Origin of the sequence: Sphingomonas zeae, assembly GCF_014197135.1 — a bacterium.
GTDB lineage: Bacteria > Pseudomonadota > Alphaproteobacteria > Sphingomonadales > Sphingomonadaceae > Sphingomonas > Sphingomonas zeae.
Map to the genome: position 1 here is coordinate 68,097 of NZ_JACIFA010000010.1, position 25,944 is coordinate 94,040.

Sequence of the window (25,944 nt, forward strand, 5' to 3'; positions counted from 1 at the left end):
CGCGTCAGCGCAAGACAGGTAGCGCTCGACGATCCAGCTGACGCCTGGGGAGGCCGGCCACGCAGGTTGAAACCCGTAGGTTTCTCAAAGCGCAGAGCACAAGCCGGATTAGCCGGCGGGACCACATTAGCGTGGCTCGCTTCGGCAAACGTCGCATCAGCCGCCTGCCTTGACGGCGTGCCGGCCACGCGGTTTGGCCGCAATCGCTATGCTCGACAGATCGGTCGCGCGGTCGATTGGCACGCCCGCCGCTTTCCGCTCTGAGTAGCGATCAACAAGCTGAACCGCGTGCGGGCGCAGCAGCACCGTGAACCGCACCAGTTCCTCCATCATATCCACGATCCGGTCATAGTAGCTGGACGCCTTCATGCGCCCCGCGTCATCAAACTCGTTGAACGCCTTGGCAACGCTCGATTGGTTCGGGATCGTGATCATTCGCATCCAGCGACCCAGCACGCGCAGCGTGTTGACGCTGTTGAACGATTGCGATCCGGCCGACACCTGCATGACCGCCAGCGTGCGCCCCTGTGTCGGACGCATCCCGCCCATAGAAAGCGGCAGATGATCGATTTGAAGCTTCATAATGCTCGTGATCTGGCCATGCCGCTCCGGGCTGCACCACACCTGCCCTTCCGACCATAAGGACAGCTCGCGCAGCTCGTGGACGGCCGGATGGTCGTCGCCAGCATGTTGGTCAGGCAGCGGCAGGGTCGATGGATCAAAGATGCGCGTCTCGCAGCCGAAGAACCGGAGCAGGCGTGCCGCTTCCTCAACGCACAGCCGGGAGAAGGACCGTTCGCGCAGCGAACCGTAGAGCAGAAGGATACGCGGCGCGGGATCGAGCGGGCCGAGCCTCACGGCGGGTCGCTGGATGGCATAGGCCGGATCGAGCGCCGGCATGATATTGGGATCGGCGAGCGTGCGGAGCGGCATCAGAGGGCTTTCACGAGGTAGGCGGCCGACGCGGGGCACAGTGCGGTGAATTCGCGCGATGCGGCGATGGCCGAGGGAGCAGCGCCGCGATCGGCATCGGCATAGCCGAGCGCCCGGAAGAATGGTGCGGCCGTGGTCGTCAGGAGGTGCAGGCGCTCCACCCCGAGGTCGTGTGCCTGTCGTTCGAGGGCGGCGACCAACACCCGCCCGAGGCCATGTCGACGTCGATCGGGGACGACGACGATCGAGCGGAGCAAGCGGTCGGACCCTTCTCCCTCGAGCCCACCGAAACCGACGAGGCTATCGGCCTCAATCCGGATGATCAGGCGGCCGGGATCGGCGATATCGGCACTCGGCAGGTCCGCGGCATCGAGCAATTGTGCCAAGCCAGCCAGACCGGCAGGTTCGAGCAACGTGGCGACCGTTCTGGTCATGCGATGCTAATCCTGATTGCAAGCGCCGCGAGCGTGATGAGCAGCACCGGTACGGTGAGCGTGACGCCGACACGGAAGTAATAGCCCCATCCGATCCGCACGCCCTTTTGCCCGAGGACATGGAGCCAGAGCAGCGTCGCGAGTGAGCCGATCGGCGTCAGCTTGGGGCCGAGATCGCAGCCGATCACATTGGCGTAGATCATCGCTTCCTTGATCGCGCCGCTCGCGTGCGTGGCGTCGATCGAGAGCGCGCCCACCAGCACCGTCGGCATATTGTTCATAACCGACGACAGGACCGCTGCGATGACGCCCGTTCCTAGCGCCGCGCCCCACACGCCGCCTTGCGCGGTGCGATCCAGCAGTGCTGCCAGATGGTCGGTCAGGCCGGCGTTTCGCAGGCCATAGACGACCAGGTACATGCCGAGCGAGAAGATCACGACCTGCCAGGGTGCGCCGCGCAGCACCTTGGCCGTTGGGATCACATGGCCTCGCCCCGCGATCACCAGCAGCAGGATCGCGCCGGCAGCGGCGACGGCGCTGACAGGGACGCCGAGCGGTTCGAGCAGGAAGAAGCCGGCGAGCAGCAGTGCAAGAACGATCCAGCCCGCGCGGAATGTCGCGGCATCGCGGATCGCGTCACGCGGCGCGCGCAGCGCGCCTACGTCATAATCCGCCGGTATGTCGCGCCGGAAGAACAGCAGCAGCGCGCCAAGCGTCGCTGCGATCGACACCAGGTCGACCGGCACCATCACGGACGCATAGTCGCCGAACCCGATCCGGAAGAAGTCGGCCGACACGATGTTGACGAGGTTCGACACGACCAGCGGTAGGCTGGCGGTGTCGGCGATGAACCCCGCCGCCATGACGAACGCCAGCGTCGCCTTGTCGTTGAAGCCCAGCGCCCGCAGCATGGCGATGACGATCGGCGTCAGGATCAGCGCCGCGCCGTCGTTGGCGAACAGCGCGGACACCGCCGCACCGAGCAGCACGATCAGAACGAACAGCCGGCGACCATGCCCCCTCCCCCAGCGCGCGACATGGAGCGCCGCCCATTCGAAGAATCCGGTTTCATCGAGGAGTAGGCTGATAACGATGATCGCGACGAACGCGGCTGTCGCGTTCCAGACGATGCCCCACACCACCGGCACGTCGGACAGCGTGACGACGCCTGCAAGCAGCGCCACGACGGCCCCGCCCATCGCGCTCCACCCGATCCCGAGGCCTTTGGGTTGCCAGATGACGAGCGCGATCGTCGCAACGAAGATCAGGACAGCAAGGAGCATCAGGCGACGCGCTGGCCCGATGCGTCCACCACTTGCTCGCCGTCTTCCTTTGCGAACGCTCCGAGCTGATTGGTCGGCAGCAGGTCGAGCACGGCTTCGGAGGGCCGGCAGAGCTTCACGCCGAGCGGCGATACGACCAGCGGCCGGTTGATGAGGATCGGATGCGCCATCATCGCGTCCACCAGCGCGTCGTCGGATAGCGACGTGTCGCCCAAGCCCAACTCCGCATAGGGCGTCCCCTTCTCGCGCAGCAGTTCGCGGGGTGTCATGCAGGCGCGATCGATCAGCTCGACCAGCAACGCGCGGGCTGGAGGGGTTTTCAGATACTCGACCACGTGCGGCTCGATGCCGGCGTTGCGAATAAGGCCGAGCGTGTTGCGCGACGTGCCGCACTCGGGGTTGTGATAGACGACGACATCGACGGCCACAGGGCGTCCTTTCAGCAGCAGGGGGTGAGTTCGGCGACGAGCGGCGCGCACAGCTCCGCATTGCCGGCGCAGCAGTCCTTGACGAGGAACAGCGTCAGCGCGCGCAGGCCGTCCAGATCTACACGGTAGATGATCGAGCGGCTATGCCGTGCGGAGCGGACCAGGCCAGCGCGGGCGAGGATGCCGAGGTGCGCCGACAGGGTGTTCTGCGGCACGTCGAGCTGACGCGCGATATCGCCGGCAGCCAAACCATCCGGTTCGTGCCGTACCAAGAGGCGGAACGTGTCAAGGCGCGTTCCTTGTGCAAGAGCACCCAGCGCCGAGATGGCATCCTCGTTTTCCATATATCCAGCATAATGGATATGCTTGGTGTGTCCAGCCCCGTATACCCTGCCTTACCGGTCGTTGGCCGGGATGGTTGGGGCCAGGGCTTGGTTGATGCGACAAGCAGCGACCCTGTTGCGGCTACCAGGCGTCACCTCAAGGTTTGTTCGCCAGACAACGATTTCTCGGACATAAGCGGAACATGGGCTACGCTACACGCTTCAACCGCGCCATTGGCTCGTTGAGTGGGTGGAATTCACCTGCTGGAAGTCGCCTGGCCTGCTCCCAGAGGTAATCGCCGGTCAGACTGATGTGCGCCCAGCCCATCGGAGAAAGGTGCGCAAGCAGTGCCGCATCGAACGTCGTGCCGACAGCGTTGAGGTGCTGGGCGGCCCGGTCGAGATAGACCGTGTTCCAGTAGGAAATCGCCGCAATCAGCAGGTTCAGCCCAGATGCGCGAAATTCCTGATTTTCCAGCGAGCGATCGGTGAACCGACCCTGCCGGTTGGTATAGATGGCGGCGGCAAGCGTGTGCCTCGCCTCGCCTTTGTTGAGACCGGCCTGACAGGCACGTCGCAGTTCCGGTTGTTCAAGCCAATCGAGCGTGAACAAAGTGCGCTCGATACGGCCCAGTTCAGCCAATGCAAAATCCAGCCTGTTCTGGCGTTTGTAGGCGGCAAGTTTTCGCAAGATTACTGACGGCGCCACCGTGCCATCCTTGATTGAGGCGACAATCCTGACGATGTCATCCCAATCGGCCTCGATCGCTGCCGTTTTGATGGTGCGGCCCATCAGATTTTTGATGCCCTTGTATGTCGATGGCGCAGCGATCGAACCCAGCTTGCGGTCGCCAATATCGCGCAGCCGGGGCGCGAAGCGGAACCCGAGTAGGTGGCAGAGTGCGAAAACATGATCGGTGGCGCCGCCGGTATCGGTATAGTGCTCATGCAACGGAAGGTTGCCGGCGCCCAGGACAAGCCCGTCGAGCACGTAAGGCGCTTCACCTGCCGTCGCGGACATGATCCGTGATCCGAATGATGCGAAGTGATCGGAAAGGTGAGAATAGATTTTCACGCCAGGTTCGGCGCCATATTTGGCATTGACGTCCGCCGCCCCTGAACGGCTCCGCCCCGACCGGAAGAACTGGCCATCGGACGACGAACTGGTGCCAGCGCCCCAATGCCGCGCGAAGGGTAATTCGTGATGGGCTGAGATGATCATGGCCAGCGCGGCCTGATAGTTCTCGGGTGAAAGATACCAGTTGTGGGTCCATGCGAGTTGGGCATAGCTGACGCCTTCGCTGGCATTGGCCATCCGCTCCAGCCCGAGGTTGGTGCCATCAGCCAGAATTGCGGCGAGTACCGTGCTGGGGTTGTCGTGCTCCTTGCCTGAGCGCAGGTCACGGAATGCGTTCAAAAAACCAGTGCGTTCGGCGACTTCAAGCAGCAGCTCGGTGATGCGCACGCGGGGAAGCAGGGTATCGAGCTTGCGATCGAGGGCTTCAGCTTCCGGTGGGGTGACAGGCGGCATTTGCTGAAGCTTGAGCCGGTCTCGTTCGAGCGACACTCCCTCAAGCTTGTTTGTTTTCAACTGCTTGGCAAATCGGCGCAGCCGCCAGTCAAGATTTCGTGCCCGGTCAGCGAGGTAGGATGCAGCATTTGAACCGAACGGAAGCACATCCGCCACTTTGGCGGCGTCGCGCCGACCCAGCAAATAGGCATCGAAGCGCTGATAGTTGCGGGTTCCCTCGATCCATACATCACCGGCGCGCAAACGATCACGCAAGGTTGCCATGATCGCAATTTCATAACGTCGGCGGTCGATACGGCCGCTTTCGGTGATGAGACGCTTCCACTGCCGATTGGGGAATGGCAGTGGAACGCCATCGGGAAGGTCGCGCGACTTTCGTGTGTTCGCATCGCGAATGACATCGATGGCTTTGATCAGTGCCGTCCCTGTTCCAGACGCCTTGAAGGTGAAGGTGTCCAGAAATGCCGGGCTGAGACGCCGTAGCGTGGCGTAACGCTCGGTTGCCGTTACCAGTGCGTCCTCGCCGGCAAGATCAGCAAGGGCATCTACTTGGGCCTTTGCCGCAACAAGCCGGTGCCAGCCCACCGCTTCGTCAATCAATTCGAGCGGATCGCCGCCATTCTGGACAGCCTCATCAAGTGCTGTAATCGTGGCGCCAAACAGCCGCATGAGTTGCCCCACCGACTGAATACTATCTTGGTAGCGACGCTTGCGCCCACGCCGCGCGCGCGTGAACATGCCGCCGATAAGTCGGTCAAACATTTGGATCGCGGCATCGGCAAGTCTGGCCTCAAGGTCGATCACTGCGGCCGTCAACGTCGCCCGCCTGCGATTGACGCTGTAATCCGAAAGCAGGAATGCCGGTGCCACGCCGCCCTCGCGGACAAATTGGGCAAAGCGGAATTCCGGAATGGCGCCCCCAACTACCGGGTGGATACCTATGCCGCGAACATAGCGCAGGCGCTCAAGCAAGCCATTGATATTGGCCGCAGTCGGGGCTTCTTCGAAATTACGCAACCACGCCAGCGGTGTCATGCCGAAATCCGGGTTGTTGATTACGAGTTCGTCTAGCCGTGTCAGTTCAGCAGAGCTGAGGCCTTCGACGATTGCGGCTGCGGCAGCTTTGCGTGCGCGTGCCCGGCCAGCAAGACCGGCGCGTTCCAGTGTGTCGCCCGACGGAAGAATGAACCGCTCACCCTTCAGGCCAACCATGAGGGCGCGAACAATCGGTTCACCTCTGTCTGTATACTCGGCGGCTTGCGCGGCAAGATTCAGGGCAAGTGCCAGGTCGCCGCGTCGAAACGGGCGTATGCCAAGATAACGCGCCACGAGATCGGCATGATCGGTACGGGTTTGCGCGCGCTGACCATATGCAGAGAAGGAGGAAGGATCGACGAATAACTGTGCCGCGAGGTACTGAAGAATGACGTCGGGAAGCCCGATCTCGGGTTGCAGACCAAAGCCGGGATGTCGCATCAAAGCGATTTGTGCAGCCAGACCGAGGCGATTTGCTGGACCATAGCGGCGCCCAACCAATTCAACATCTTCCGCAGAAAGGGTATAATGCCCAATGATCGCGGTTTCTTGGACAGGAGGATCGAACAGGCGCCGGCGCTCGTCTCCGGTCAGAAGTCGGCGTCGTGCCATTTTGCTCTCCCGCTGAGGCGAATAACAAAATTGACACCAAAGCGGCTTGCACTGGAGGGAGGCCATTCGTTGCCGGTTGATCCCCGAGCAATCACCCGGCGCAGCAAGACAGTTTGGCGACATCCTTATCAAACGTTTGGGCCGCCAGTTTGAGGCCTTCCACAGTGGTCAGGTAAGGAAATATCGTTGCACCCAATTCCAGGGTGGTCATGCCGTGTTTGATCGCCAGCACCAGTGTCTGGATCGAATCCGCGCCTTCGGGTGCCATGATCTGGCCGCCCAGCAAACGGTCGTTCGCCTTGTCGGCAATCAGTTTGATGAGACCCCGCGTATCGCGTGCTGCCAGTGCCCTTGGCACAGCATCGAGCGGGAGCAGCGAAACCTTGATGTCCAGGCCTTGCGCCCGTGCTGTCGTTTCAGTGAGGCCGGCGCTGGCGACTTGCGGGTCGGTGAAGACGACGGATGGCATGGAGGAATTGTCGTAGCGGTATTGGTTGCCCGTCACCGCGTTGCGCGCGGCCAGTTTTGCGCCATAGGCGGCCATGTAGACGAACTGGTCCCGTCCCGTTACATCGCCCGCCGCGTAAATGCCTGGAACCGACGTTTCGAGGTGGTCATCGACGACGATTCCACCATTACGGGCAAGCACTATGCCGCGCTCCTCCAGCCCAAGCCCGTCGCTATTGGGTCGGCGTCCGGTGGCGATGAGCACCTGTTCCGCCGCGACGGTGTCACAATGCCCCTCGCAGGTCAATTCGACCCCGCTCTGTGTTTGGGCGATACGCTGATAGCCGACACCTGCGCAAACCCGCACGCCCTCGGCTTCCAAATAGTTTTTCAGCGCGGCACTCACTTCCGGGTCCATTTCGGGGAGCAGGCGGCTTCGGCAGCAGATGGTGACATCAACGCCCAGACGCGAAAACATCTGTCCCAGTTCTACCCCGATCACCCCGCCACCGATCACCAGCAGCGATTTGGGCAAGCGATCCAGCGCCAGCGCCGATGTGCTGGTTAGGTAGGGCACGCTGTCCATCCCCGGAATCGGCGGCACGGCGGCGTGCGCACCCATCGCCAATATGACCTTGCCGACCTTCATGGGCGCATCGCCGACAATCAGCGCACCATCGGCAAAGCGTGCCTTGCCCTCGATATAGCTCACACCGTCATAGGCGGGCAGCAGATCGACATATTTTTTTTGGCGCAGCGTCGTGACAAGATCGTCCTTCGACGCCGCCAATACGGACCAGTCATCCATCTGGACAGCGCCCCCAAGGCCGGGAAAGCGCGCGGCGGCAAGCCCACCATGCACCGCTTCGGCGGCGCGGATCAGCGTCTTGGAAGGAACGCAGCCAACATTGACACAGGTGCCGCCAATCGTGCCGTGACCGACGAGCGCCACTTTCGCGCCCAGATCGGCAGCGGCGATCGCGGCGGAGAACCCGGCAGAACCCGCGCCGATGACGGCCACGTCAAATCCTTCCTGCCCGGGGCGGTTGCAACAGTCGTTCATTGCTTATCGCTTTCTTGAGGCGCTGGCGGCGCCCCGCTCAGTTTTGAATAGCGCGCGCCGGATAACCCGCGTTGGTTGATGCAGCGGCAATCGCAGCAGCATTGGTGCGGCGCGGGTCATAGGTTGCGCGCGCGGTCTTGGCTGCGAAATCGACCGTGACCGCCGTTACCCCGGCGACGCCTTCCATCGCCTTCTTCACGGTGATCGGGCAGGTGGCGCAGGTCATGTTCTCTATGGCAAAGGTGGTTTGCTTCTGAGCGGTTGCGGTAGCCGCGGGGCGATCTTGCGCCGTGCCACTAACTGCATAGGCGACCCCGCCGCCAGCCATAGCCAGCACGGCCATAGCGATACATACTGTCTTTTTCATGGGTATTTCCTTTCAATAGAACCAGGGTGCCCACCAGTCGATGGTGAGCGCCAGGATGGCGACGGCAAGGCCCAGCCACAGCACCGCCTTGGTGGTCCAAGCCGATTGTGGACGAGCGCAGTAGGAACCGTCTTCACAGGGCGGTTTCGGCTTGAAATAGACATGCCAGAAGCCGTAGCCGAGCAGCGCGAGCGTTACGCCTGCGACATAGGGCTTGTAAGGTTCGAGCGCCGTCAGGTTGGCGATCCACGCGCCGGAAATTCCGAGCATAACCAACAGTAGCGGGACGACGCAGCAAGCCGAGGCGAGCCCCGCGCCGATCAATGCGCCCGCCGCAACCCAGTTTGCCTGCTTCGGCTCGTGGTTTTCGGTGAGGGCTGGCTGTCCCGCTTCCGGCGTTGAGACCATGGCTTGAATCCCTTGTTCCAACTGAGTGATTCGCAGTGTAGGCTCTGTAGCCACTACAGACTCAAGAGGTATTTTCATGGAGCAACAGGTCGGCATCTTGCGTGCCCAGCTTGCCCGGAAAACAGGCTGCAATCTCGAAACCATCCGCTATTACGAGAAGGTGGGATTGCTGCCGGGGCCGCCTCGCAGTTCCAACGGCTACCGCGTCTATTCGCCGGAACTGGTGCAAAGGTTGCAGTTCATCCTGCGCGCGCGCGACCTTGGCTATGCAATGGATGAGATACGGTCATTGTTGTCGCTCACCGATACCGGTGCACAAACCTGCGCGGAGGTTATGGCGAGAACCGAACTCCACCTTGAAGATGTCCGCCGCCGCATTGCAGATTTGCAGAAGATAGAGGTGACGCTGGCGACCACGTTAGCCAGATGCACTGGAGATGACGTTGCCGAATGTCCCATCCTGGAAGCACTCCAGTTTTTACCCCATCAAGGCAATTGACGCCATCTTTGAGGGATTTGATTTTGTGATGTCAGCTTGGAGTATAGCCTAACCGGACGTCAGGGCGCTACCGCGGTTTCTGTCAGATTAGGGTACTAAACGGAATTTGTTGACGAATGTCGTTGCGTATCATAGATTTCAACCTGACATTTTGATGGAGAGAGTGCGCAGTGAAGGGGCAACGGATCGGCTATGTCCGGGTCAGCACGTTCGATCAGAATGTGGATCGCCAATTGGAAGGTCAGTCGCTCGATCGGACCTTCACCGACAAGGCATCGGGCAAGGACGTCAACCGCCCCCAGCTTGAGGCTCTGCTCACTTTCGCCCGCGAAGGCGATACCGTCGTCGTCCACAGCATGGATCGGTTGGCCCGCAATCTGGATGACCTGCGCAAGCTGGTCCAGGGCCTCACCAAGCGAGGTATCCGGATCGAGTTTGAGAAGGAAAGCCTGTCCTTCTCGGGGGAGGACTCCCCGATGGCCAATCTGATGCTCTCGGTCATGGGTGCGTTTGCTGAGTTCGAGCGCGCCCTGATCCGCGAACGGCAACGCGAAGGCATTGCGATCGCTCGGCAGCGCGGCGCCTATCGGGGGCGGAAACGGTCGCTCTCGGATGAGATGATTGCCGATCTGCACCGCCGCGTTGCCGCCGGTGAACGCAAGGCGACCATCGCGCGCGACATGGGCATCAGCCGCGAAACCCTCTACCAGTACCTTCGCGCCGCTGCCTGACACCAATGTTCACATTATGTCCGGAAAATCGTTGTTCAGCGTACAAAGCTTGAGGTGACGCCCGATAGTCCCCGGCATAGGCCACGATGACATGGTTGAGCTTGCCGCATGAAGGGCAGGTCGATTGGCGTGTCTCTTCGGTATAGCTCATGAGCTTCCCCGGGGTTTGGGGTCAGCGCCCCGCTGTGCTAAATCAGCGAGCGTAGGGATTGGCGGCGTCATTACCCCTTTTGGAAGGGGGCCATGCTTCTGCCCGAAGCGCCAATCCCTACGTTCCGAACCGGCCTTGGACTGACCGGCCCCACACGCCGCTTTCGCGGCGCGCGATCCTTGAAACCTATGCCGTTTTCGTCTCAGCCTTCGCGCGTCGGCGCTTGTTCTGATCCGTCACCTTCTCGAACTCCGGCGCGATCGTCTCCAGCTTGGCGATCAGTCCGGACAGATCGTAGCCATTGCTGTCCTGGCCCTTGTGCCGCTTGAAGCGCTCGACCCGTTTGATGAAACCCTTCGTCTCCAACGCGGTCAGGTGCCGCTGAACCGTCCGTGCGTCCTTGCCCATACGGCGGGCGATCGTGTCCTTGGCAGGATGCGGATCGTGATCGGCCGACCACCAATGGCTGATGAGCTGAAGCAGCACGTTCAACTCGTCAGGCTTCAGACCCATCTTGGCCTGGCCCCACAACAGGATCGACGGGATCATGCTGTAGCCACGCGACAGGACGGCATCCGGCCACTTGTCCTTCCGCTTCTTCGGCTTCGCCACCGCCGCGATCGAAAAGACGTTCGATCCTGCCTCCTTTGTGGTATCGTCGGGTTGCTTGCTCATGATGGTGGAAATAGCACATTCGCGCACCATTTCCAGAGGGGGTGGGGAGACAAAAACGTCGCCCACTCGGAGACATTGTTGTCCCTAGTGAGGGAGGCACCAATGTCTCACGAAGCACAGTGAGCCCGTAAACACGATACCGTGTAATCAGGATAAGGAAGCATATAGGGCGGAGACAGATTTGCCTCCCCCAAAATTTGTCGGAGCGCGTTTGCCTCGCCCGAGCGGTCACGCGGCGACCCGCCGTCAATTTTTAATTGAATCCTCAGACCCGAACATCTAGATAGAGGACAACATGGCCGTCCCCGCTGTTGCCTATGGCATCAAGGGGCGGCCTTCTTCATATCTGGGGCGATGCTTCCGCCCTACGCCAAACCCCATCTCAGCTTCGCCGACCAGCTCGCCCTCCTTGAAGGCGGCGGTTTGGGCGTCACCGACCAAGCCAAAGCCATCCGCCATCTTGAGCGAATCGGCTACGGTCGCCTGTCGCCCTATTGGCAACCGCTGCAAGAGCGCATCCCCGATCCCGACGATGCCACGCGCACCATTCGCACCGACCAGTTTCAAGCCGGTGCCGAGTTTCGCCATGCCGTCGATCTCTATCTCTTCGACAAGCAGCTCCGCTTGCTCTTCCTCGATGCCATCGAACGGATCGAAGTCGCGCTGCGCGTCGATCTCGCCCATGCGCTCGGGAATCGTGACCTGTTCGCCCATCGATCGGTCGCCTACCTCGATCCCAATCGTGCGAACGCTAATTTTAAAGGCACGACCCGGCACCTGAGCTGGTTGGCGAAGGCGGACGATTCCGTCGACCGCTGTAAAGACGATTGGGTGTCGGAGTTCTACAATACCTACACGCCGCCAATGCCGATCTGGATGGCTGTCGAGGCATGGGATTTTGGAACGCTATCCTGGCTGCTCGAAATGGCGCATCCCAACGACCGTTTCGCCATCGCAAAACGCTATAATCTGCTCCCCGACACGCTGGTGAGCTGGATCAAGAGCCTTGCCTTCGTGCGCAACATCAGCGCGCATCATTCCCGGCTGTGGAATACCGGCATCATCAACCAGCCCCAGGTGCCCAAAGCGTTCGAGGCGCCGCGCATGGTCCATATCGGCAACGACGTCGTGCAGCGGAACCGTGTCTATGGCGCGGCGGCAGTTGCCTCCTATCTCGCCAAGCGGATCAATCCGGGCACATCGTGGAGTGGCCGGATGAAAGCACATTGGCTTTCCTTCCCCGAAATGCCATTCGCCAGCGCCGCGCAGGGCGGGTTTCTCGAAGGCTGGGATCAGGAAGCGATCTGGGCCTAATGCGCCCGGTAGCGGTCTTCAGGAGGTGTGCCACGTGGCACACCCCTCGCCGCGCGGCGCATCACCAGTATTTTGAGATCGCGCGGAACTGCTCCACCGCCGCCTTGGTCCCCTCACCTTCTTCGGCATGGACTAGGCAATGGTCGATATGATCGTTGATGAGCGCGCGCTTGGCGCTGGCGATGGCGTTTTCGACCGCTTGAAGCTGTTGCGCAATATCGACGCAGGGGCGCTCCTCTTCGATCATGCCGACGATGCTACGCAGATGACCAGCGACGCGGTTGAGCCGTTTGACGATTGCGGGGTGGCTGGTGTGAGCGTGATGGGCCATCCCCTTATTTAGTGCGCGTGAGGGGCTGCTGTCGAGTATCCCCCAGGGGGGATAGACTCGATCCCCCGGGGGGATATAGCGCGATCATGCTCAGTGTCCTCGCCAACCGCACGTATCGGCACCTTTTCCTCGCGCAGATCATCGCGCTTGTAGGAACGGGACTGGCGACGGTCGCGCTCGGCTTGCTCGCTTACGACATAGCTGGCGGCAGTGCCGGGGCGGTGCTGGGGACTGCGCTTGCGATTAAGATGGTCGCCTATATCGGCGTCGCGCCGATCGCCGGCGCGTTCGCCAATCGCGTGCCACGCCGTGCCTTGCTGGTCGGAATGGACGTGATCCGCGCCGGTGTCGCCATTTGCCTGCCGTTCGTGAACCAAGTCTGGCAGGTCTATATCTTGATCTTCGTCCTGCAATCGGCATCGGCCGCGTTCACGCCAACCTTTCAGGCTACGATCCCGGACGTCCTCCCGGAGGAACGCGACTATACCCGCGCGCTGTCCCTGTCCCGCCTCGCCTATGACATGGAGAGCCTGACGAGCCCGATCCTCGCGGCCGGTCTTTTGACGGTGATGAGCTACCACTGGCTGTTCTCGGGCACCGCGATAGGCTTTGTCGCGTCGGCGCTGCTGGTCGTATCGACCGTCCTGCCCCGACCGGCGCCGGTTGAGGCCGAGGGCGGCATCTACGACAAGACGACGCGGGGCACGCGTATATACCTCGCGACGCCTCGCCTGCGCGGATTGCTGGCGCTGACCCTCACCGCTGCCGCCGCGAGCGCAATGGTGATCGTCAACACCGTCGTTATCGTGAAAGGCATGGGCCTAAGCCAGCGCGACGTCGCGTTGACCCTCGCCGCCTTCGGGGGCGGCTCGATCACCGCTGCGCTGACCCTGCCTCGTATCCTCGATCGGATTGCGGATCGGACCGTCATGCTGGTCGCCGCCGCTATCCTGACGTTGGCGCTCGCGGCCCTCGCCGCGATCACCGCCATCATGCAGCCAGGCCCGGCCTACTGGCATGTCCTGCTCGGCGGATGGTTGGTGCTGGGCGTCGCCTATTCAGCGAGCGTCACGCCATCGGGACGGCTGCTACGTCGGTCGGCGAACGCCGATGATCGCCCCGCATTGTTCGCGGCACAATTCGCACTCAGCCACGTCTGCTGGCTGGTCTGCTATCCGCTCGACGGCCAGCTCGGCGCTCGCGTCGGAATGGAGGCGGCGTTCGGTGCGATGGCCGTTCTTGCTGCGATCGGCACCCTCGTCGCCGTCCGTATATGGCCCGCGAACGACCCCGACGTGATCGCGCATGAACATAGCGACCTCGCCGCCGATGATCCGCATCTCGCGGTCCACAGCCACGGCGAACATCCCTATGTGATCGACCGTCGCCATCCAAAATGGCCGGGTAAGTGATTTCCTTGCCCCGTTCCCAACGTCCGCCTACGCTGCGCACGATGGCGATGCGTCGTTCCTCTTCCGCGCTGTTCGGAGCCGTGCTGGCGCTCGTCGCCATGCTCGGCCTCGTCGCGGCGTCGTCGTGGCACAGCGCGATGGTCCATGACCATGTGCCCGTGCAAGTCGCCGCCGTCGACCATGACCATGACCATGACCATGCGGCTGCGGCCGAGCATAACGATCACGCTCCCGCCAAGCAGACTGGCGGCGACAGTCCGGTGCATGTTCTCGCTCATGCCGCTGGTCATTGGGTCGCCTTCGACGGGCCGACGACTGCGAAAGTGCCGGCGATCGTCGCCGCTCGCGCGTGGTCGATCCTCACCACATCGCTGGCGAGCGGTATCGATCCTTCCAAGCTCCTGCGCCCTCCCCGCGGATGAGTCTCGCCGGCGCGTGACGCGCCGACAGACTTACCCCTGGAGGATTATGGATTATGAACGGCAGTTATCGCCGGCAGCGCGTGCTTGCGCTGGCCGGCACGCTCGCGGCGCTATGGCCCGCGGGTGCAGCGTGGTCGCAGACCGCGCCCCCTTTCGCACAGCTTCTGAACCAGACGCGCGATGTGCCCCGCGTCACGGTCTTGGAAGCCGACGTCGCCCGCGCGCGGGGCCTTGCCGAGCAAGCTCGCGCGCGGCCTAACCCGTCGATCAACGTCTATGCCGAAAATTTCGCGGGCGACCTCGATCGCAACGCGCGCAACCAGCAGCAAACGACGTTCCAGATCGATCAGCCCATCGAGCTGGGTGGCAAGCGATCAGCCCGGATCGCCGCCGGTGAAGCCGGCATCGTCGCGGCGCAGGCGCGCAATCGCGATGGTCGCCTTGTCTATGCGACCGAGCTGGCACGCGCCTATGCCGGCGCCGAGATCGCCGATCGGCGCATCGCTATTGCCGAGGACGAAGTTGAGGAGGCGACCGACGACCTGAAGGTGGCCCGCGCCTTGGTCGGCGCTGGCAAGGAAGCCCGCCTCCGGCAGGTGCAGGCTGAAACAGAACTCAACACGCTTCAGGCCGACCTCGAAAACGCGCGCGCCCTCAAGACGGCCGCGCTGGCACGCCTGTCCGCGCTGGCCGGTATTACAACCCCCTTCACCGGCCTGTCGGAATCACTCTTGGATCGGCTCGACGCCAAGCCGGCGTTCGGCCCCATCGACCCTATGCAGGCGACGATGGTGCGCGTTGCAGAAGCCGAACGGGACGCCGCAGCGCGAGCGGTGACGGTGCAACAGCGCCTCGCCATCCCCAACGTCACCGCGCAGCTCGGCGTGCGCCAGCTTCGCGTCGCGAGCGGCCCCGCCGTCGTTGCCGGCATATCCGTCCCGCTGCCCCTCTTCGATCGCAACCGGGGCAACATCTCGGCGGCACGTGCCGAACTGCAAGGTGCCGAGGCGCGTGCCGCAGCAGCCCGGCTCGAAGCCGAGGCGGGGACACGCGCTGGTCTCGCACTGGTAGAGGCAGCCGACGCTCGCGCCGCTGCCGCGCAGCGGACGTTGGCGACCGCCCAAGAGGGCTATCGCCTCGCTCGCGTGGCCTACGAGGCGGGCAAAAGCCCGCTGATCGAACTCCTTGCCGCGCGTCACAATCTCGGGGTCGCCCGTGGCGTCATCCTCGACGCCGCCGCAGCGCGCCTCGACGCTCGCGCCAATCTGGCCCGTCTGCAGGGCCTCACCATCACCGGAGAAGCGGTGCAATGACCGATAAAAATCGTCTCTACACCGGCGCCGCCATTGGCCTGGTCGCTGCCGCTGCGCTTGGGTTCGGCGCTGCGCGCCTCACCCAATCGTCCACCCCCGCCCCTGCCCCTACGGAAGCCGCAGCGCCAGCAAAGCCGTCGAACACGGTCGCGATGACGCAACAGGCGCTTTCAGCATCGCAAATCACTGTAGCCCCGGCGGCATCCGGCGAGCTGGACGCCGCGATCCTTGCCTCCGCCACGGTCGAGGCGACGCCCGACGCCGAGGCGGTGCTGACCGCGCGCGCGCCAGGCACGGTCAGCCGTATCATGGTCCGCATCGGCGATCCGGTTCGCGCCGGCCAGACCCTTGCATTGGTCGAGAGCCGCGACGCTTCACAAATCGCAGCCGACCGCTCGGCCGCATCCGCGCGCGTCACCCTCGCCGCGCGTCAGCTCGAACGAGAGCGCGGTTTGCTCGCGCAGGGTGTGACACCCCGCGCCGACTATGAATCGGCACAGGCCAACCTTGCCGTCGCCCAGGCCGACGCTCGCCGGGCTAGCGCCGCCGCGGGCGCGGCTCGCGTGTCGGGCGACGGTCGATCGGTTGCGGTCGTCAGCCCCGTTTCGGGGCGCGTTACCAATGCCGGTGCCAATCTCGGCCAGTTCGTCGCGGCTGAAACCGAGCTGTTCCGCGTCGCCGATCCGAGCCGGCTTCAGATTACCGCAAGCGTCCCGCCTGCCGATGCTGGCCGTGTCCGAGAAGGCGACAGGGTAGAGCTGACCACCACAGACGGTCGCACGATAGAAGGGCGGGTGCGTTCGGCGACCGGCGTCGTCGATCCGCAATCGCGGACCGCGACGGTCGTCGTCACGCCGACCGCCGGCGGCAGCACGCTTGCCCCGGGCCAGCTTGTTCAGGCTCGCATCCTCGCCAGTGGCGGGGCCGCAAAGAGCGGCGTGATGGTGCCGCAAGACGCGGTGCAGACGCTTGGCAGCGACAGCGTGGTGTTCGTCCGCACCGGCCAGGGCTTCCGCGCGCAGCCGGTTCAGATCGGCAGCCGATCGGGCGGGATGGTGGCGATCACCGGCGGCCTTGCCGCCGGCACGCAGATCGCCACCACCAACGCTTTCCTTCTCAAGGCCGAGATCGAGAAGGAGTCGGCGGAATGATCGGCCGCATCCTCTCCCTTTCGGTCCGGATGCGATGGCTTGTCGCCTTCCTGACCCTCGTCGTCATCGGCTTCGGCCTCTGGCAGATCACCAAGCTGCCGATCGACGCCGTGCCCGACGTCACCAACCGGCAGGTCCAGATCAGCACCTTCGCGCCGACGCTGGGGCCGGTCGACATCGAGAAGCAGGTGACGTTCCCGGTGGAGACGGCGCTTGCCGGAATACCAGGGCTTGAGATGACCCGCTCCATCTCACGCAATGGCTTCAGCCAGGTGACAGCGGTCTTTACCGACCGCACCGATATTTACTTTGCGCGCCAGCAGGTGACGGAACGGCTCGCACAGTCGCGCGACAGCCTTCCCGCCAACGCGCAGCCGATCCTCGCGCCGCTCAGCACCGGGCTTGGCGAGATCTTCTTCTATTCGGTCGCCTTCCGCCATCCCGACGGCAAGGGCCTGAAGACGGTCGACGGCAAACCGGGCTGGCAGTCGGACGGCAGCTACCTCACCCCCGAGGGCGAGCGGCTGACCACCGAACTGGCGAAGGCCGCCTATCTCCGCACGGTGCAGGACTGGATCATCCGCCCGCAGATGCGGGCGGTGCGCGGCGTCGCCGGCGTCGATTCCAACGGCGGCTATGTGAAGCAATATCTGATCGAGCCGAACCTCAACGCGCTCGCCAGCTATGGATTGTCCGTCACGGAGCTGGCGGATGCGATGGAGCGGGCCAACCTCTCCGCCGGGTCGAACTATGTCCGCCGCGCTGGCGAGAGCTTCCTTGTCCGCGCCGATGCTCGTCTGAAGTCGATCGAAGACATTCAGGAAGCCGTCGTCGCGACCCGCAACGGCGTCCCCGTTCGCGTCAAGGACGTGGGCCAGGTGGTGATCGGCGGTGCGGTCCGCACCGGCTCCGGCAGTCGCATGGGATCGGAAGCGGTCATCTCGACCGTGCTGATGCTGGTAGGCGACAACAGCCGCATCGTCGCGACAGACGCCGCCGAGAAGCTGACGCAGATCAACAAGGCGCTGCCGCCCGACGTGTTCGCCGAGCCGGTCTATAACCGCTCAAAGCTCGTCAACGCGACGATCGCGACGGTGGAAAAGAACCTGACCGAAGGCGCGCTGCTCGTCATCGTCGTGCTGTTCCTGCTGCTCGGCAACATCCGCGCTGCGCTCATCACCGCCGCAGTCATCCCGATTACCATGTTGATGACGGCCGCAGGAATGAACGGGCTGGGCGTGTCGGGCAATCTGATGAGCCTCGGCGCGCTCGATTTCGGGTTGATCGTCGACGGCGCCGTCATCATCGTCGAGAACGCGCTTCGCCGCCTCGCCGAACGCCAGGAGCATGAAGGCCGGCTTCTCACCCGCGAAGAGCGGATGGAGGAAACGACGCTCGCGGCCAAGGAGATGGTGCGGCCGACCGTTTATGGTCAGCTCATCATCTTCCTCGTCTTCGTGCCGCTGCTCACCTTCCAGGGCGTTGAGGGCAAGACGTTCGCGCCGATGGCGATCACGTTGATGGTGGCGCTCGCCTCTGCTTTCGTCCTGTCGCTTACCTTCGTTCCCGCGATGATCGCGATCGTCGTCAAGGGCCGGGTCAGTGAGACGGAAGTGAAGCCGATCCGCTGGTTCAAGGAACGCTACGCCCCCGTGCTGGGCCGGGCTGTCGCCCGCCCGATGCCCTTCATCCTGGGCGGTGTCGGCGTGTTCGTCGCGGCCGTGCTGAGCTTTGGCTTCCTCGGCGAGGAGTTCATGCCGCAGCTCGACGAGAAGGACATAACCGTCACCAACTTCCGCGTGCCATCTGCGTCGATCGACCAATCGACGCAGATGCAGCTCCAGATCGAGAATGCATTGAAGACGCTGCCGGAGGTGGCGCTGGTCTTCTCCAAGAACGGTAACGCCGACCTCGGCACCGATCCGATGCCACCCAATGCGTCGGATACCTACGTCATCCCCAAGCCGGAGAACGAGTGGCCGACGGAGGTGAAAAGCAAGGAGGACATTCTTCGCCGCATCGAGGAGCGGATGAAGCCGCTGATCGGCAACCGGACGGAGATCCAGCAACCGATCCAGATGCGCTTCAACGAGCTGATCGCCGGCGTTCGCGCCGACGTCGCGATCAAACTTTACGGCGACGACCTCGACGCGATGAGCGAACAGGCGAAGCGCATCGCCGCCGTCATGCGCACGATCCCCGGCGCTGGCGACGTGAGTGCCGAACAGACGTCCGGCGCGCCGACCTTCGACGTGCAGATCGACCGTCAGGCGGCGGGCCGTTACGGCCTGTCGGTCGAGGAGGTGGCGAACACCGTCTCGGCTGCGCTTGGCGGGCGTGAGGCCGGGCTGCTGTTCGAGGGCGACCGGCGGTTCGACGTCGTGGTCCGCCTGCCCGACGCGCAGCGGGACGACCTTGAGACGCTGGGGTCGATCCCGGTGATGCTGCCCGCTGCCGAAGGTCAGGTGGCGCGCTCGATCCCGCTAAGCCAGGTCGCCCGGTTCAACTACACCCAAGGGTTGAACCAGATCAGTCGTGAGAACGGCAAGCGGATGGTGGTCGTGCAGATCAACGTGCGTGGGCGCGACCTTGGCGGGTTCGTCGAGGAAGCGCAGGCGAAGATCGGCCAGATGCAGCTCCCCGCTGGCATGTATACCGAGTGGGGCGGCACCTTCGAGAGCCTGCAATCGGCTCGGCTACGCCTGCTGATCGTGGTGCCGATCTGCTTCATTGCGATCTACGCCCTGCTCTACATGGCGCTCGGCAGCTTCGTGTCGGCGGCGATCGTGTTCTCGGCGGTGCCGATGGCGCTTGCCGGGGGCGTGTTTGCGCTGCTGCTGCGCGGCATCCCCTTCTCGATCACCGCAGCGGTCGGGTTCATCGCCCTGTCGGGCGTCGCCGTCCTCAACGGCCTCGTGATGATGAGCGCGATCGGGAAGCATCGCGAGGAAGGGGCGAGCGACGATGACGCGATCGTGGACGGCGCAATGGAGCGCGTCCGCCCGGTGCTGATGACCGCGCTGGTGGCATCGCTCGGCTTCGTGCCGATGGCGCTCGCCACCGGCACAGGTGCCGAGGTGCAACGGCCGCTCGCAACCGTCGTCATCGGCGGCCTCATTACTTCGACCGCCCTGACCTTGCTGGTGCTGCCAGCGATCACCGCCCTGGCGGGCCGGTGGTCGCAACGGCGACGCCCCGACCCTGCCACCCCGACGCACGCGCTCGCGTGATGAAGCGGAGACAATTTACCGTGGAAACATCATCCAACCGCCCGTGGCGCCTCCCGCTGCACTTGAGAGGGGTGACGACGTTCCTTGCCGTCGCCACCGCGACGTTCATGGCAAGCGCCGCCTATGCACATGGGGTCGCCGAAGGCGATCAGGCATTCATCGAAACGATCAACGGACCCGCCCCTGGCGCCTTCCTCTATCTCGGCGCCAAGCACATGGTCACAGGTTACGACCATCTGCTGTTTCTGTTCGGGGTGATCTTCTTCCTCTACCGGATGAAGCAGGTTGCCGCCTACGTGACGCTGTTCGCGATCGGCCACAGCACGACGCTGATCGCCGGCGTTCTGCTCGGCACCCACGTCAGTCCCTATGCGATCGACGCGATTATCGGTCTGTCGGTGGTCTATAAGGCGCTCGACAATCTCGGTGCCTATCAGCGGTGGTTCGGCGTCCAGCCTAACGCCAAGGCCGCGGTCCTGATCTTCGGCCTGTTCCACGGCTTCGGCCTCGCGACCAAGCTCCAGGACTTCGCGCTGCCATCGAACGGCCTTTTGGTGAATCTGTTGTCGTTCAACGTCGGCGTCGAAATCGGCCAGTTACTCGCTCTGTCCGCGATCCTGATCGTCATGGGCTACTGGCGCCGCACCGCCAGCTTCCGCCGACATGCCTTTGCCGCGAACGTGGTCCTGATGACCGCGGGCTTCGTCCTTACCGGCTACCAGCTCGCCGGCCTCATTCTCGAAGGGAACGCCTGATGAAAAACGCCAATCTGCCAAACGTCGGCGATCTCCCGACGCTGCGCCAGCTCAACCGGGCAACGGCGCTTGCCTTCGGCGTCGCCGTCGCGCTGCTCGCGACGACGATCCTGCCCGCCGAATACGGCGTCGATCCGATCGGGACGGGCCGCCTGCTCGGCCTCACTCGCATGGGAGAGGTCAAGCAGGCCGAACATGCAGCCGAGACCGCCACAGTCCCGGCGACCACGGCGCCGGCTTCGCCGGCTGCAAGGTCGAGCGTGCCGGCGACCGCGCAGACGGCCGAGGTGAAGATCACGCTCCAGCCCGACGAAGGTCGCGAAGTGAAGGCAGACATGCGCGCTGGCGACCGGATCGCCTACGCCTGGTCGACCGGCGGACCGGAGGTCCGTTTCGAGCTTCACGGCGAGGAACACGACGCGCCGGCAGATAAATACACCAGCTACGAGAAAGGATCGTCCGCCGGCGAGAAGGGCGATTTCCAGGCTCCTTTCGACGGGATGCACGGATGGTATTGGCGCAACCGCACCACTGCGCCCGTGACCATCACCGTGACGGCGACCGGCACGTTCCGCAGCTTCGCTGCGAAGCCGAAATCCTGATCGTAGCGATGCACTCCACCCTTTCCACCACGAGGAGACTACCCATGAAATACGCAGTCCTAGCCGTCGCGGTATTGGCCGCAGCCCCCGCCGCCGCCCATCCCGTTCACGACGAGGAAGCGCATAGCCAAGCGCCCGCCGAGGTGGCGCGTCAGCACGTCGTTCGCATGGTGACGCAATCCAAGCTCGCCCCGAGCTGGTCCAAAGCAAAGGTCGAGGGCACCGCGCAGCGGACCGCCAACGGCGCGCGTCAGACCGTCGTGACTTTCACCAATCCCTCCGAGCCTGTCGCACGGCGCACGCTTCACGTCGTGATTGGTGCGGACGGCAAGGTTGTTTCCGCCAACCCTTCGGCGAGCTGAATAATCGGCTCGTTGCGGGACCATACCCGAGCCGGCAGCCCTTCGGGGTTGCCGGCCAACTTGGCGACGGACCCGCGAGGCGTGAGTCCGGATTAATGAGGAAGCGGAATGGTTGACGTGCGCATCTGCGCCGCCACGCTACTTATGATGACCGTTGGCTGTTCGGAGCCGTCACCAAATACTCGCGACACGTCGGAGATACACCGACCTCACTCAATGACGCGGGTCTTGGAACAGCGATACGTCACATGCGCAGACGGCAGCCGGGCCGACATTGATTTCCTCGACGACGGTTTGCGCATGGCCGTGACATGGTTGCCGTCCGGGCCGACCGAGATTCTGGCGGCGTCCAAGACAGGAGAGCCCTTCACGGGGCGTCACACGCGTGCGATCATGGCCGGAGGAACGATCGCATTCGAGCGCGGTCGCACTCTCCTACGCATCTGCCAACATCCTCACCGATGATAATGAGCGGGTCTGACGCTTCGGCGGTGAAGACGGCGAAATCCATACCATCAGGCTTGAAGACCCTGCGCGACCCTGACGGGCACGGCCCTATCGGCGCGTTCGCGCCGACCGAGCCACCGTCCCGGCGTCTCGTCCCAAAGGGTAACGATCCTCGCGTGAGGTGTGCCACGTGGCACACCTGCGGACGCGCAAAGATGCGAGACGCTCCCCTGTAGAGCGCCACGGCCCTCCCCCGGAGGCCCGCCAGCGCGGGGAACACCAAGGGCTGCTGCCCTTTCGTTCCCGAAGGAAAATAGACGGCCCCGTGTGGTCCGCCAAGCGCGGCACCCGACGCCCTAAGGGGCGTCGGCCGCGCTAAGGCGGCCTGCCCGCGCCAGGCCATCGATTTTCCTCCTCCCTCCCCATCCCGCTCCTCGCCGGAGAGGCAGACCCGGTTGCTGCGGCAACCGGCTTTCAGCCGCAGGAAGAAGGAGGAAAGAGAATGGCTTACACCCGATACAAGGGCGATCCCTACTGGAAACGGGCCAATGTGGACGGGACCAGCGCGGACGGCACCCCCTACCGCCGTGGCGAGCGCGTGTTCTTCTATCCGCGTTCCGGCGCGACCTACGCAGGGGACGGCGCGGCGCGCGCATCGGCCGAGTTTGACGAACTCGCGAGCCTCGAAGGCTGACCCCTCCCCCATCACCGAACCTTATTCAGATCAGGAGCATCATCATGGGTATCATCACCGTCAAGCTGTCGCAGCTTCGCCTTTCCCCGCTCAATCAGCGGCGCGTGAAGCCTTCCGCCGTCGAGAGCATGGCCGACGACATTGCCGCGCACGGCCTGTTGCAAAACCTTGTCGCCTATGAGGACGAGGGCCTGTTCTATGTGTTCGCCGGAGGGCGGCGCTATCGCGGCCTCAAAGAACTGGCGAAGCGCAAGCAGATCAAGAACAGCGACGCGTTTCCCGTCGAGGTCCGCACCAAGGAAGAGGCCATCGAACTGTCGCTCGCGGAGAACTTCCAGCGCGAGGACATGCACCCGGCAGACAGCATCCGCGCCTTTGCGGCGCTACGCGATACCGGCATGGACGCCGAGGAAATCGCTGCCCGGTTCGGTCAGGCGGTCAGCTTCGTCTATAAGATGCTTCGCCTTTCCGCGCTGGCACCGGCGCTGATCGACCTGATCGCCAAGGACCAGTTGTCGCTTGAGGCGGCGCGCGCGCTCACCCTCACTGACGACCACGACCAACAGGTGAAGGTATGCAAGGCGGCGAACGGCCACGCCCACACCATCCGGCGGATGCTCACCACCGAGAAGGTGGACACCACCAGCGGCGCGTTTATCTTCGTCGGGCGCGACGCCTACGAGGCGAAGGGCGGGACGATCACGGTAGACCTGTTCAGCCAAGGGGCCGAGGGGTTTGCCGACCATCCCGAGCTTGTGCAGGAACTGGCGGAGGACAAGCTGGACGGTATCGCCGACGAGTATCGCGCGATCGGTTGGCATGAGGTCCGCGCCACGCTGGACCGGCCCTACGACCTTTACATGAAGGGCAGCCTGTATCCGGCCACGCGCGAGCCGACCGAGGACGAGGCCGCGCGGATCGAGGCAATCGACGTCGCTATCGAACAGATCGCCGAGGCCGAGGGCGAGGACAGCGACCGCATCGCGCCGTTGTCCGATCAGCGGGATGCGATCACTGAGGGCTTGCGCGGGTTCAATGCCGAGCAGGTCGCGGTCGGGGGCGTGGCGCTCTGGGTTTCGCATGACGGATCGCTCGGCAAGAGCTTCTATCGCGCGAAGGCCGAGCCGAAGCCCAAGGCGAGCAGCGGCGAGCCGCAGCCGCTCTACAGCAACAGCCTTGTTGCAGACCTGTCGCGGATCAAGACCCGCATCGTGCAGGAGGCGGTTTCAGCCGACCCGGCGCTGGCGCTGGATGTGCTGCTGGACAGCCTTGCGGGTCAGCTACTCCACGGCGCGCACAGCTATCAGATGGCGATAGACGTGCAGGCCAAGACCATCGCGACCGATGTTGCCGACGACCTTATGGCGACCAGCGACGTGCGGGAGGTCGAAGAAACGATGGCCGACCGCTTCGCATCGGTCCCAGCAGATGGCCGGTTCGAGGTCATTCGCGCCATGAGTCACGACGACAAGATGGCGCTACTCGCCGGATTGGTGGCGATGACGGTGGACGGCACCTTGTTCGCAGGCGGTGCCCCCGGTGCGCGTCACCATCACTTTGAGCAGGTGGCCCGCGCGACAGGCGTGGACATTGCGACCCGCTGGCAAGCCCCCATCGCCCTGTTCGACAAGATGCGCCGTGCGGCCCTTATCGACCTACTCCGCGCCGAATGCGGCGATGCCAGCGCCGACAACTGCGCAACCATCAAGAAGAAGGCAGACTTGGCGGTCAACGTGTCGGGGCGGCTCGCTTCGCACTGGCTTCCCGCGCCGATGCAGATCGGGGCGTTCGACCAGCCCGAGCGGCACGAACTGGACGATCCCGACGCCGATGCCTTCGATGGCGAGGACATGGAGGCCGACGAAATGGCGTAAACGGATACGGGGGGCGGTGATAATCACCCCCTTTTCTCGACCAACCGCCCAGCATCAGCCCCCTCGCCGGCGCGACAGCCATGCTCTGCATGGCCGTCGCGCGCGCTGCCCTTGCAGATCAGCGCACGCCGCCCGCCCACAAGGGACGGGCGGCGCGATGGCGAGTTTAATCGTAATGCGGGCCATCTACGTGAGTGCCGCTCAAATCGACGCCGCGCCGAACTGCCACGAGGTCGAAACGCTTGAAAAATGCGAGCGCTTCCCCCGGCGTGATGCGCAATTCGACAGCACGCACCTCTGCCGGGGCTGGCTCAAACTCAGCAGACCGAAGAAGATAAGCCACCAGCGACACATCGGTCACGGGTGTCCCCTGGTTCTCCCCAGAAGCGATCCTGAATCCAATGACACGCTCGTCGCTTTCAGCTTTTCCCAAAGACACCAGATGGCCGGCAAGCGCGACATTATCGGAAATGTCCGCGGCAACGGTTCCCTTGAAGTCGTTGTATTGGACGCCAGCGTTGAAGGTATCCATTGCTATCACTCCATTCTGCTATTCGCGTGTGAGCCGCGCAGCCCGTCACCCAAGCTGATACTACGACCGCCGCCATTCCTCACCAAGATCGCGCGTGGTTCGAACCATGCGAACAGATCGCCCAAGGCCCGACGTCTGTAAGCATTCAGCCATCGCCGGCGCCGATGTTCGGCCGCGTCATGGATCATATGGCATCGCTGACAGAGTGCAGCCAAATTGCGTGGTGCGTTGTCGGTGGGGTCATGGTTCAGATGCGCACACGCGATATAGACCCGCGTGATGCGCACGATCGTCGCCACGTCCGACTTAGGCGCACGCACCCGGCGACCGCGCCCGTCGCGCCATTGGTGGCGATCAGCGTCCCACCAGCGTCCGTCACCCAAGTGGAACACCCGCCGGCCGTGCGGGCGCTGGCAATGCTCGCAGCGCCCCTTGGCGCGGCCGAACCGGATCAGCCTCGACAACTCAGGCCAGTCGATCGGGTAGAGCCAGCGATGTTCGGCCATGATCGGCATGACGATTCTATGAGTCAGCCGAGTCGAGAACGAAAGCAGAAAATCGGCTAGCGGTCCGCCCCGTGGGCGG

Annotated in this window: 26 protein-coding genes; 13 read left to right on the forward strand and 13 right to left on the reverse strand. The window is 63.6% G+C overall.

The window, feature by feature from the left end; translation table 11 throughout:
• Nucleotides 1–156: 156 nt before the first annotated feature.
• The 9 genes from arsH to GGR45_RS14495 form a co-directional block, all read right to left on the reverse strand.
• Nucleotides 157–933, reverse strand: a complete 777-nt coding sequence (gene arsH, locus GGR45_RS14455; RefSeq protein WP_042469215.1) for an arsenical resistance protein ArsH — start codon at nt 931–933, stop codon at nt 157–159.
• Nucleotides 933–1,367: an arsenic resistance N-acetyltransferase ArsN2 gene (arsN2, locus tag GGR45_RS14460; protein WP_042469214.1), complete on the reverse strand. Its 435-nt coding sequence runs from the start codon at nt 1,365–1,367 to the stop codon at nt 933–935. The genes arsH and arsN2 overlap by 1 nt, the downstream gene beginning before the upstream one ends.
• Nucleotides 1,364–2,650, reverse strand: coding sequence for an arsenic transporter (locus tag GGR45_RS14465; protein WP_042469213.1), 1,287 nt, complete (start codon nt 2,648–2,650; stop codon nt 1,364–1,366). Before GGR45_RS14465 ends, arsN2 begins: the two co-directional genes overlap by 4 nt.
• Nucleotides 2,650–3,078, reverse strand: a complete 429-nt coding sequence (gene arsC, locus GGR45_RS14470; protein ID WP_042469211.1) for an arsenate reductase (glutaredoxin) — start codon at nt 3,076–3,078, stop codon at nt 2,650–2,652. Before arsC ends, GGR45_RS14465 begins: the two co-directional genes overlap by 1 nt.
• An 11-nt stretch (nt 3,079–3,089) precedes the next feature.
• On the reverse strand, nt 3,090–3,422 hold the full coding sequence (locus GGR45_RS14475) for an ArsR/SmtB family transcription factor (RefSeq protein ID WP_042469209.1): 333 nt from the start codon (nt 3,420–3,422) through the stop codon (nt 3,090–3,092).
• Between the two features lie 187 nt (nt 3,423–3,609).
• Nucleotides 3,610–6,579 carry a Tn3 family transposase gene (locus GGR45_RS14480; protein WP_042469208.1) on the reverse strand — a complete coding sequence of 990 codons (2,970 nt, stop codon included), beginning with the start codon at nt 6,577–6,579 and terminating at the stop codon, nt 3,610–3,612.
• Between the two features lie 91 nt (nt 6,580–6,670).
• Nucleotides 6,671–8,047 carry a mercury(II) reductase gene (merA, locus tag GGR45_RS14485; RefSeq protein WP_021222959.1) on the reverse strand — a complete coding sequence of 459 codons (1,377 nt, stop codon included), beginning with the start codon at nt 8,045–8,047 and terminating at the stop codon, nt 6,671–6,673.
• Nucleotides 8,048–8,126: 79 nt separating this feature from the next.
• A complete protein-coding gene (locus GGR45_RS14490; RefSeq protein ID WP_082052513.1) occupies nt 8,127–8,456 on the reverse strand; it encodes a heavy-metal-associated domain-containing protein in 330 nt (109 codons plus the stop codon).
• 12 nt (nt 8,457–8,468) lie between these two features.
• A complete protein-coding gene (locus GGR45_RS14495; protein WP_014072602.1) occupies nt 8,469–8,864 on the reverse strand; it encodes a mercuric transporter MerT family protein in 396 nt (131 codons plus the stop codon).
• A gap of 76 nt (nt 8,865–8,940) precedes the next feature.
• On the opposite strand from GGR45_RS14495, the gene GGR45_RS14500 reads away from it, so the two are divergent.
• Both GGR45_RS14500 and GGR45_RS14505 read left to right on the forward strand, forming a co-directional pair.
• Nucleotides 8,941–9,363 carry a MerR family transcriptional regulator gene (locus GGR45_RS14500; RefSeq protein WP_014072603.1) on the forward strand — a complete coding sequence of 141 codons (423 nt, stop codon included), beginning with the start codon at nt 8,941–8,943 and terminating at the stop codon, nt 9,361–9,363.
• A gap of 170 nt (nt 9,364–9,533) precedes the next feature.
• Nucleotides 9,534–10,094 (forward strand): recombinase family protein, encoded by a 561-nt coding sequence (locus GGR45_RS14505; RefSeq protein WP_004213255.1) that lies wholly within the window; start codon nt 9,534–9,536, stop codon nt 10,092–10,094.
• Nucleotides 10,095–10,431: 337 nt separating this feature from the next.
• On the opposite strand, the gene GGR45_RS14510 is transcribed toward GGR45_RS14505, so the two are convergent.
• A complete protein-coding gene (locus GGR45_RS14510; protein WP_061780290.1) occupies nt 10,432–10,920 on the reverse strand; it encodes a helix-turn-helix domain-containing protein in 489 nt (162 codons plus the stop codon).
• A gap of 423 nt (nt 10,921–11,343) precedes the next feature.
• Here GGR45_RS14510 and GGR45_RS14515 point away from each other — a divergent pair, with 423 nt between their 5' ends.
• On the forward strand, nt 11,344–12,234 hold the full coding sequence (locus GGR45_RS14515) for an Abi family protein (protein WP_232252443.1): 891 nt from the start codon (nt 11,344–11,346) through the stop codon (nt 12,232–12,234).
• Nucleotides 12,235–12,295: 61 nt separating this feature from the next.
• Here GGR45_RS14515 and GGR45_RS14520 read toward each other — a convergent pair whose 3' ends face one another.
• On the reverse strand, nt 12,296–12,565 hold the full coding sequence (locus tag GGR45_RS14520; RefSeq protein WP_042469202.1) for a metal-sensing transcriptional repressor: 270 nt from the start codon (nt 12,563–12,565) through the stop codon (nt 12,296–12,298).
• Nucleotides 12,566–12,651: 86 nt separating this feature from the next.
• Between GGR45_RS14520 and GGR45_RS14525 the strand changes: the two genes are divergently transcribed.
• From GGR45_RS14525 to GGR45_RS14570, 10 genes are all read left to right on the forward strand, one after another.
• Nucleotides 12,652–13,977 (forward strand): MFS transporter, encoded by a 1,326-nt coding sequence (locus GGR45_RS14525; RefSeq protein ID WP_084280083.1) that lies wholly within the window; start codon nt 12,652–12,654, stop codon nt 13,975–13,977.
• Between the two features lie 47 nt (nt 13,978–14,024).
• The gene (locus GGR45_RS14530; RefSeq protein WP_128130747.1) at nt 14,025–14,399 is read left to right on the forward strand and encodes a hypothetical protein; all 375 of its coding nucleotides are present in this window, start codon (nt 14,025–14,027) and stop codon (nt 14,397–14,399) included.
• Between the two features lie 53 nt (nt 14,400–14,452).
• Nucleotides 14,453–15,712 (forward strand): TolC family protein, encoded by a 1,260-nt coding sequence (locus GGR45_RS14535; RefSeq protein WP_042469198.1) that lies wholly within the window; start codon nt 14,453–14,455, stop codon nt 15,710–15,712.
• Complete coding sequence (locus GGR45_RS14540) at nt 15,709–16,863, forward strand: efflux RND transporter periplasmic adaptor subunit (protein WP_042469196.1); 1,155 nt, start codon at nt 15,709–15,711, stop codon at nt 16,861–16,863. Before GGR45_RS14535 ends, GGR45_RS14540 begins: the two co-directional genes overlap by 4 nt.
• Nucleotides 16,860–20,093: an efflux RND transporter permease subunit gene (locus tag GGR45_RS14545; protein WP_042469194.1), complete on the forward strand. Its 3,234-nt coding sequence runs from the start codon at nt 16,860–16,862 to the stop codon at nt 20,091–20,093. The genes GGR45_RS14540 and GGR45_RS14545 overlap by 4 nt, the downstream gene beginning before the upstream one ends.
• Nucleotides 20,094–20,200: 107 nt before the next feature.
• Nucleotides 20,201–20,848 carry a HupE/UreJ family protein gene (locus GGR45_RS14550; protein WP_042469303.1) on the forward strand — a complete coding sequence of 216 codons (648 nt, stop codon included), beginning with the start codon at nt 20,201–20,203 and terminating at the stop codon, nt 20,846–20,848.
• Nucleotides 20,848–21,450 (forward strand): hypothetical protein, encoded by a 603-nt coding sequence (locus GGR45_RS14555; RefSeq protein ID WP_042469192.1) that lies wholly within the window; start codon nt 20,848–20,850, stop codon nt 21,448–21,450. The genes GGR45_RS14550 and GGR45_RS14555 overlap by 1 nt, the downstream gene beginning before the upstream one ends.
• Before the next feature lie 44 nt (nt 21,451–21,494).
• Nucleotides 21,495–21,812, forward strand: coding sequence for a DUF6488 family protein (locus tag GGR45_RS14560; protein WP_042469191.1), 318 nt, complete (start codon nt 21,495–21,497; stop codon nt 21,810–21,812).
• Nucleotides 21,813–22,761: 949 nt separating this feature from the next.
• Nucleotides 22,762–22,953: a hypothetical protein gene (locus tag GGR45_RS14565; protein ID WP_042469189.1), complete on the forward strand. Its 192-nt coding sequence runs from the start codon at nt 22,762–22,764 to the stop codon at nt 22,951–22,953.
• Between the two features lie 44 nt (nt 22,954–22,997).
• On the forward strand, nt 22,998–24,827 hold the full coding sequence (locus GGR45_RS14570; RefSeq protein ID WP_042469188.1) for a ParB/RepB/Spo0J family partition protein: 1,830 nt from the start codon (nt 22,998–23,000) through the stop codon (nt 24,825–24,827).
• A gap of 166 nt (nt 24,828–24,993) precedes the next feature.
• Here the strand turns inward: GGR45_RS14570 and GGR45_RS14575 are convergent, their stop codons facing one another.
• Nucleotides 24,994–25,359, reverse strand: coding sequence for a hypothetical protein (locus GGR45_RS14575; RefSeq protein ID WP_042469187.1), 366 nt, complete (start codon nt 25,357–25,359; stop codon nt 24,994–24,996).
• A 5-nt stretch (nt 25,360–25,364) separates the two neighbouring features.
• Nucleotides 25,365–25,874, reverse strand: a complete 510-nt coding sequence (locus GGR45_RS14580) for a hypothetical protein (RefSeq protein WP_231738850.1) — start codon at nt 25,872–25,874, stop codon at nt 25,365–25,367.
• Nucleotides 25,875–25,944 lie beyond the last annotated feature (70 nt).

Bases quoted from the DNA above. Each gene is read 5' to 3' on its own strand.
- arsH (WP_042469215.1), bottom strand. From the start codon at position 933: ATGCCGCTCCGCACGCTCGCCGATCCCAATATCATGCCGGCGCTCGAT.
- arsN2 (WP_042469214.1), bottom strand. From the start codon at position 1,367: ATGACCAGAACGGTCGCCACGTTGCTCGAACCTGCCGGTCTGGCTGGC.
- GGR45_RS14465 (WP_042469213.1), bottom strand. From the start codon at position 2,650: ATGCTCCTTGCTGTCCTGATCTTCGTTGCGACGATCGCGCTCGTCATC.
- GGR45_RS14475 (WP_042469209.1), bottom strand. From the start codon at position 3,422: ATGGAAAACGAGGATGCCATCTCGGCGCTGGGTGCTCTTGCACAAGGA.
- GGR45_RS14480 (WP_042469208.1), bottom strand. From the start codon at position 6,579: ATGGCACGACGCCGACTTCTGACCGGAGACGAGCGCCGGCGCCTGTTC.
- GGR45_RS14490 (WP_082052513.1), bottom strand. From the start codon at position 8,456: ATGAAAAAGACAGTATGTATCGCTATGGCCGTGCTGGCTATGGCTGGC.
- GGR45_RS14495 (WP_014072602.1), bottom strand. From the start codon at position 8,864: ATGGTCTCAACGCCGGAAGCGGGACAGCCAGCCCTCACCGAAAACCAC.
- GGR45_RS14500 (WP_014072603.1), top strand. From the start codon at position 8,941: ATGGAGCAACAGGTCGGCATCTTGCGTGCCCAGCTTGCCCGGAAAACA.
- GGR45_RS14510 (WP_061780290.1), bottom strand. From the start codon at position 10,920: ATGAGCAAGCAACCCGACGATACCACAAAGGAGGCAGGATCGAACGTC.
- GGR45_RS14520 (WP_042469202.1), bottom strand. From the start codon at position 12,565: ATGGCCCATCACGCTCACACCAGCCACCCCGCAATCGTCAAACGGCTC.
- GGR45_RS14525 (WP_084280083.1), top strand. From the start codon at position 12,652: ATGCTCAGTGTCCTCGCCAACCGCACGTATCGGCACCTTTTCCTCGCG.
- GGR45_RS14530 (WP_128130747.1), top strand. From the start codon at position 14,025: ATGCGTCGTTCCTCTTCCGCGCTGTTCGGAGCCGTGCTGGCGCTCGTC.
- GGR45_RS14535 (WP_042469198.1), top strand. From the start codon at position 14,453: ATGAACGGCAGTTATCGCCGGCAGCGCGTGCTTGCGCTGGCCGGCACG.
- GGR45_RS14540 (WP_042469196.1), top strand. From the start codon at position 15,709: ATGACCGATAAAAATCGTCTCTACACCGGCGCCGCCATTGGCCTGGTC.
- GGR45_RS14545 (WP_042469194.1), top strand. From the start codon at position 16,860: ATGATCGGCCGCATCCTCTCCCTTTCGGTCCGGATGCGATGGCTTGTC.
- GGR45_RS14550 (WP_042469303.1), top strand. From the start codon at position 20,201: ATGGCAAGCGCCGCCTATGCACATGGGGTCGCCGAAGGCGATCAGGCA.
- GGR45_RS14555 (WP_042469192.1), top strand. From the start codon at position 20,848: ATGAAAAACGCCAATCTGCCAAACGTCGGCGATCTCCCGACGCTGCGC.
- GGR45_RS14560 (WP_042469191.1), top strand. From the start codon at position 21,495: ATGAAATACGCAGTCCTAGCCGTCGCGGTATTGGCCGCAGCCCCCGCC.
- GGR45_RS14565 (WP_042469189.1), top strand. From the start codon at position 22,762: ATGGCTTACACCCGATACAAGGGCGATCCCTACTGGAAACGGGCCAAT.
- GGR45_RS14570 (WP_042469188.1), top strand. From the start codon at position 22,998: ATGGGTATCATCACCGTCAAGCTGTCGCAGCTTCGCCTTTCCCCGCTC.
- GGR45_RS14575 (WP_042469187.1), bottom strand. From the start codon at position 25,359: ATGGATACCTTCAACGCTGGCGTCCAATACAACGACTTCAAGGGAACC.
- GGR45_RS14580 (WP_231738850.1), bottom strand. From the start codon at position 25,874: ATGCCGATCATGGCCGAACATCGCTGGCTCTACCCGATCGACTGGCCT.